General features: G+C 56.4%; 6 protein-coding genes. All 6 read left to right on the plus strand.

Annotated elements, in window-relative coordinates:
* Positions 1 to 1,043 (plus strand): PDZ domain-containing protein (locus tag B3V69_RS06605; protein ID WP_296444932.1); only part of this gene is annotated, 1,043 nt, incomplete at its 5' end.
* A 507-nt stretch (positions 1,044 to 1,550) separates the two neighbouring features.
* On the plus strand, positions 1,551 to 3,362 hold the full coding sequence (gene lepA / locus B3V69_RS06610; protein ID WP_296444934.1) for a translation elongation factor 4: 1,812 nt from the start codon (positions 1,551 to 1,553) through the stop codon (positions 3,360 to 3,362).
* A complete protein-coding gene (lepB, locus tag B3V69_RS06615; protein WP_296444936.1) occupies positions 3,362 to 4,327 on the plus strand; it encodes a signal peptidase I in 966 nt (321 codons plus the stop codon). The genes lepA and lepB overlap by 1 nt, the downstream gene beginning before the upstream one ends.
* Before the next feature lie 32 nt (positions 4,328 to 4,359).
* On the plus strand, positions 4,360 to 4,713 hold the full coding sequence (locus B3V69_RS06620; RefSeq protein WP_296444938.1) for a DUF4845 domain-containing protein: 354 nt from the start codon (positions 4,360 to 4,362) through the stop codon (positions 4,711 to 4,713).
* 25 nt (positions 4,714 to 4,738) lie between these two features.
* Positions 4,739 to 5,425: a ribonuclease III gene (gene rnc, locus B3V69_RS06625; protein ID WP_296444940.1), complete on the plus strand. Its 687-nt coding sequence runs from the start codon at positions 4,739 to 4,741 to the stop codon at positions 5,423 to 5,425.
* Between the two features lie 68 nt (positions 5,426 to 5,493).
* A partial coding sequence (gene era / locus B3V69_RS06630; RefSeq protein WP_296444955.1) for a GTPase Era occupies positions 5,494 to 5,945 on the plus strand: 452 nt, incomplete at its 3' end.

A 5,945-nucleotide genomic window follows, 5' to 3' on the forward strand; every position in this document is an offset into this window, starting at 1 on the left:
ACAAGCGCGAGTTCAAGGCCAAGATCATTGGTGCTGACAAGCGCAGTGATGTGGCGGTGGTCAAGATCGACGCCACCGGCCTGTCGGCGGTGAAGGTCGGTGATGTGAGCCGGCTCAAAGTGGGTGAATGGGTGATGGCCATCGGGTCGCCGTTTGGTCTGGAAAATACCGTGACGGCCGGCATTGTGAGCGCCAAGCAGCGCGACACCGGCGACTACCTTCCTTTTATCCAGACCGATGTGGCCATCAACCCCGGCAATTCGGGTGGGCCCTTGATCAATATGCGCGGTGAAGTGGTGGGCATCAACAGCCAGATCTATTCCCGCTCGGGCGGCTCCATGGGTATTTCGTTCGCCATTCCGATGGACGAAGCGATTCGCGTGAGCGAGCAATTGCGGGTCTCCGGTCGCGTGTCGCGTGGTCGCATTGGTGTGCAGATTGACCAGGTCACCAAGGATGTAGCGGAGTCGATCGGACTGGGCAAACCCCAGGGTGCCCTGGTGCGCAGTGTCGAGGCTGGCTCGCCCGCAGAGAAGGCGGGCGTTGAGGCGGGCGACATCATTACCAAGTTTGACGGCAAGGCGGTCGAAAAGTCCAGCGACCTGCCACGCATGGTGGGTGGAACCAAACCCGGTGCCCGCAGTGCTTTGACCGTGTTTCGTCGCGGCAGCCACAAGGACCTGATGGTCACGATCGCGGAGATTGATGCCGACAAGCCGACTAAAAAACCCGGCGACAAGGAAGATAAGCCCAAGGCCACAAGCGCCGGTCAGGCACTTGGACTGGCGGTCAGCGAGTTGACTGAACCTCTCAAGAAAGAACTCAAGATCAAGGGTGGCGTGAAGGTCGATGGCGCCACGGATGCGGCTGCCCGTGCCGGTGTGCGTGCGGGGGATGTCATCACGCAGGTCGGCAATGTCGAGATCGCCAACGTCAAGGAATTCGAGGCTGCGGTGTCAAAACTCGACAAAAACAAAGCCGTCAACGTGCTGTTACGGCGCGGCGAGTGGGCGCAATATGCCGTGATTCGACCAACACGCTGAGTGTCAACAAGCTTCTCAAGACCCTAGCCCGAACTCGGGTTTTGGGTCTTTTGGACTGAATTCGCATGCAAAAGACAGCGGAGAAATATATTTTTTAGCTGTCTTTTTGAACAACTGATGTTGGCATTCACTAACTTTAAATTCGAGTAATTACTGTTTTGGTTAGAATAACGACGGATCATCATGGATTGCAGGCATATGGAGTGAGCCCAAATCCACGATACGGGATGAATTGGAGAGACCCACAGGCGGTCCACAGTTCACCCACAAGTTGTCCAGAGGGTGATCCACCAAAATTGTTAATAAGCTGTGTATAAAATTCCTGTTGCTGCCCTGCAACGACTCATGGCGACTGTTTTTTGGGCTGTACGTTCCTGGCTTTTTGCCTACAATGAACTTCCAACCTTCGCAGTTGCCAATGATTGTTGGTTTAGGGCGCGTCAGAATTCGACGCGCCCTTTTTTCTTGCCTCATCGTTTTAATTCAATCACTTAAGTGTCCTCGTTGATGAATCACATCAGAAATTTTTCGATCATTGCGCACATTGATCATGGCAAATCAACATTGGCCGATCGTTTGATTCAGCGCTGTGGTGGCTTGCAGGATCGGGAGATGGAAGCGCAGGTTCTGGACTCGATGGACATCGAGAAAGAGCGTGGGATAACCATCAAGGCCCAGACGGCCGCGCTCAAATACAAGGCGCTCGATGGCCAGATTTACAACCTCAATCTGATTGACACACCCGGGCATGTGGACTTTTCTTATGAAGTGAGTCGTTCGCTCTCCGCCTGCGAAGGCGCGCTGCTGGTGGTGGATGCGAGCCAGGGTGTGGAAGCGCAAACAGTGGCCAATTGCTACACCGCACTGGAGTTGGGTGTGGAGGTGGTGCCCGTGCTCAACAAGATGGATTTGCCGAATGCAGATCCCGATAACGCCAAGGTTGAAATTGAAGATGTGATCGGCATTGATGCCACCGATGCGATTCCGTGTTCGGCCAAAACCGGCATGGGCATTGATGAGATCCTCGAAGCCGTGGTGGCCCGAATCCCGCCGCCCAAGGGCAACCCCGCAGGGCCATTGCGCGCCATGATCGTCGACAGCTGGTTCGACACTTATGTGGGCGTGGTGATGCTGGTGCGCGTGGTCGATGGTCGCTTGGCCAAGGGCGAGCGCATCAAGATGATGGCGACCGGCACCACCTACAACGCCGACAACCTCGGCGTCTTCACACCGGCCAATGAGTCGCGTGACTCGCTGGAAGCGGGTGAGGTGGGGTACATCATCGCCGGCATTCGCGAACTGCAGGCCGCCAAGGTGGGTGACACCATCACCCTGATCAAGCCCGGTACCGGCGGCGCCGCCTTCACGGCGACGGAGGCACTGCCCGGTTTCAAGGAAATCCAGCCGCAGGTGTTTGCTGGTCTTTATCCGACCGAGGCAAACCAGTACGAAGGTCTGCGCGACAGTCTGGAGAAGCTCAAGCTCAACGACTCATCGTTGCACTACGAACCCGAGGTGTCGCAGGCGCTGGGTTTCGGTTTTCGCTGCGGCTTTCTCGGTCTGCTGCACATGGAGATCGTGCAGGAGCGCCTTGAGCGTGAGTTTGACCAGGACCTGATCACCACCGCGCCCAGCGTGGTGTACCAGGTGGTGCAGGCGGATGGTGTTGTCAAGATGGTCGAGAACCCGTCCAAGATGCCCGACCAGGGACGACTCGATGAAGTGCGCGAACCCATCGTCACCGTGCATTTGTACATGCCGCAAGACTACGTGGGCGCCGTGATGACGCTGGCCAACCAGAAGCGCGGCGTGCAGATGAACATGGCTTACCACGGTCGTCAGGTGATGCTCACCTACGAGATGCCGCTGGCTGAGATCGTGCTGGATTTCTTTGACAAGCTCAAGTCGGTGTCGCGCGGCTATGCGTCCATGGACTATGAGTTCAAGGAATACCGCGCGGCAGATGTGGTGAAAGTCGATATTCTGCTCAATGGCGACAAGGTCGATGCGCTGTCGATCATCGTGCACCGTTCGCAGTCGCAATACCGCGGGCGGGCAGTGGTCGCCAAGATGCGGGAGATCATTTCCCGCCAGATGTATGACGTGGCGATCCAGGCCGCCATCGGGGCCAATATCATCGCGCGTGAGACAATCAAAGCCCTGCGCAAGAACGTGATCGCCAAGTGCTATGGCGGTGATATTTCACGCAAACGCAAACTCCTGGACAAACAAAAAGAAGGTAAAAAACGCATGAAGCAGATTGGTTCGGTTGAGGTGCCCCAAGAAGCCTTTTTGGCAATTTTGCAGGTGGACGGCTAATGCAAGTTCTAACCTCCTTCATCCTGGCGGCCTTTGTCGGCTACGCCGGTGCCTGGTATTTTGGCGTGGTCGAAGGCAACTTCGCACTGCTATTGTTTTTAGCAACCGTCGTCACCGGTGTTTACTGGCTGGCCGAGCGTTTTTACTTTCTGCCGCAGCGGCAAAAAGCGGCCGCGATGCTGGAGTCAGAGGCCCTGCGTCGCCGCGGCGAACTGGACAAGATGGGGATCACGCAGGTCGATGGCGACATTGCGGCGGGCCGAAGTCGCATCCTCGCGCAACCCTGGTGGCTGGATTGGACGGCGGGGCTCTTTCCGGTCATCATCGCCGTGTTTTTTCTGCGCTCTTTCCTGTTCGAACCCTTCAAGATTCCCTCTGGTTCCATGATTCCGACCTTGCTGGTGGGTGACCTGATTCTGGTCAACAAGTTTCACTACGGTATCCGCCTGCCGGTGCTCAACACCAAGATCACCGAAGGCAATAAACCCCAGCGCGGCGATGTGATGGTGTTTCGCTACCCACCCAAGCCCAGCCTGGATTACATCAAGCGGGTGGTCGGCCTACCCGGCGACGAGGTGGCTTACCTCAACAAGCGCCTGACCATCAACGGCAAGGTGATCGAGACGGTGGCCATCCCCGAGTTCTTTGATGAAGACGTGATGCGCTATTTCAAGCAGTATGAAGAGTCGCTTGGCGAGCACAAACACAGATTGCTCAACGACGATGACCGTCCCGCGTTTGTGCCCGGCGCGGACGACTTTGTTTTCAAGAAAAACTGCAATTACAGCGTGGAAGGCGTGGTGTGCAAAGTACCTGAAGGCCACTACTTCATGATGGGCGACAACCGCGATAATTCGCTGGATTCGCGCTATTGGGGTTTTGTGCCGGACAAAAACATTGTTGGCAAAGCATTTTTTGTCTGGATGAACTTCAGCAGCCTGAAACGCATCGGGTCGTTTGATTGACATCTCTGTCGCTTAACTGACTAGGGGAATATATGACGCATCAATTCAAGTCCAAGCAACGCGGCCTGTCTTTCTTGGGACTCCTGGTGGTTGGCGGTTTGCTGGCGGTGACGGGGGTGATTACTGCGCAGATTGTGCCAACCGTGATTGAATATCAGGCGATTTCCAAAGCCGTCAACAAGGCGCGGGACGGCAATTCAGTGGCTGAAGTGCGCAGTATTTTTGACAAAGCCGCGTCGGTTGACAATATCAGCACCATCACGGGCAAGGATATCGAGGTCACCAAAGAAGGCGACAAAATCGTCGTCAGTTTCGCTTACCAACGCGAAATTCACCTGGCGGGTCCGGGTTACCTGACGCTCAAATACGCTGGGCGCTCCAAATAATGCATCGGCAAAGAGATAGCAAAGCGTGAATGAAGGCTTGACTGCGCTGCAACGCCGCTTGCAGCATGAATTCTCGAACCCAAACCTGTTGACCCAGGCCGTGACGCATCGCAGTTTCTCGGCGGATCACAACGAGCGTCTGGAGTTTTTGGGTGACTCCGTCCTGAACCTGGCGGTGGCCGATTTGCTGTTTGAGCGTCTGAGCGCGCTGCCTGAAGGTGACTTGTCGCGCGTGCGCGCCAATCTGGTCAAGCAGGATACGCTGCACCAGCTGGCACTTGAGCTGGTTTTGCCCGATGTCATTCGGCTGGGCGAGGGCGAAGCCCGCTCCGGTGGACAAAAGAGGCCGTCCATCCTGGCCGATGCCCTGGAAGCCATCATTGGCGCGGTCTATCTGGATGCCGGTTTTGCAGCGGCGCAACGCCTGATTCATCGCCTGTTCAAGGCGGTGGAAATCAACCCGGAAATGGACGCCATTGGCAAAGACCCCAAGACCGAGCTGCAGGAATGGCTGCAGGGGCGCAAAATGAATCTGCCGCTGTACCGGGTGGTTGGCACGCAGGGCGCGGCGCACAAGCAGACGTTTGACGTGGAGTGTGAAATTATCGAGCTCAATTTTTCAGAGCGCGGCATTGGCGGATCACGCCGTGCCGGCGAACAGGCCGCAGCTGCTGCGATGCTGCAAACAATCAAGGCAAAGGTTAAAAAATGACTGCTAAAAAAATAATAACCACTGACGCAGACACGACGGGGGCTGAAGGCCAAAATGATGTGGAAAGCATGCTCAAAAGCATGCGCGTGGCCGCGCCAGCAGATACACCGGTTGAAGGGCAACGCTGTGGCCTGATCGCCATCGTGGGCAAACCGAACGTTGGTAAATCGACTTTGATGAACGCCCTGGTCGGCCAGAAGATCAGCATCACCTCGCGCAAGGCGCAAACCACGCGCCACCGCATCACGGGCATCCACAGCCAGGGCGCCACCCAGTTTGTGTTCGTCGATACCCCCGGTTTCCAGACGCGTCATAACAACGCCTTGAACCGCTCGCTCAACAAAACCGTGCTCGGCGCGGTCGGCGATGTGGATTTGATTTTGTTCGTGGTCGAGGCCGGCATGTTCAACCAGGCCGACGCCAAGGTGCTGGCGCTGCTGAGCAAAGACATTCCCACCCTGCTGGTGGCGAATAAGCTCGATCAAGTGACGCGCCGGGCCGATATCGCACCCTGGTTGCA

It is taken from the genome of Rhodoferax sp. UBA5149 (genome assembly GCF_002413825.1).
Taxonomy (GTDB): Bacteria; Pseudomonadota; Gammaproteobacteria; order Burkholderiales; family Burkholderiaceae_C; genus Rhodoferax.

Excerpts from the sequence above, each read along its gene's own strand:
- lepA (WP_296444934.1), top strand. The coding sequence starts at position 1,551 with ATGAATCACATCAGAAATTTTTCGATCATTGCGCACATTGATCATGGC.
- lepB (WP_296444936.1), top strand. The coding sequence starts at position 3,362 with ATGCAAGTTCTAACCTCCTTCATCCTGGCGGCCTTTGTCGGCTACGCC.
- B3V69_RS06620 (WP_296444938.1), top strand. The coding sequence starts at position 4,360 with ATGACGCATCAATTCAAGTCCAAGCAACGCGGCCTGTCTTTCTTGGGA.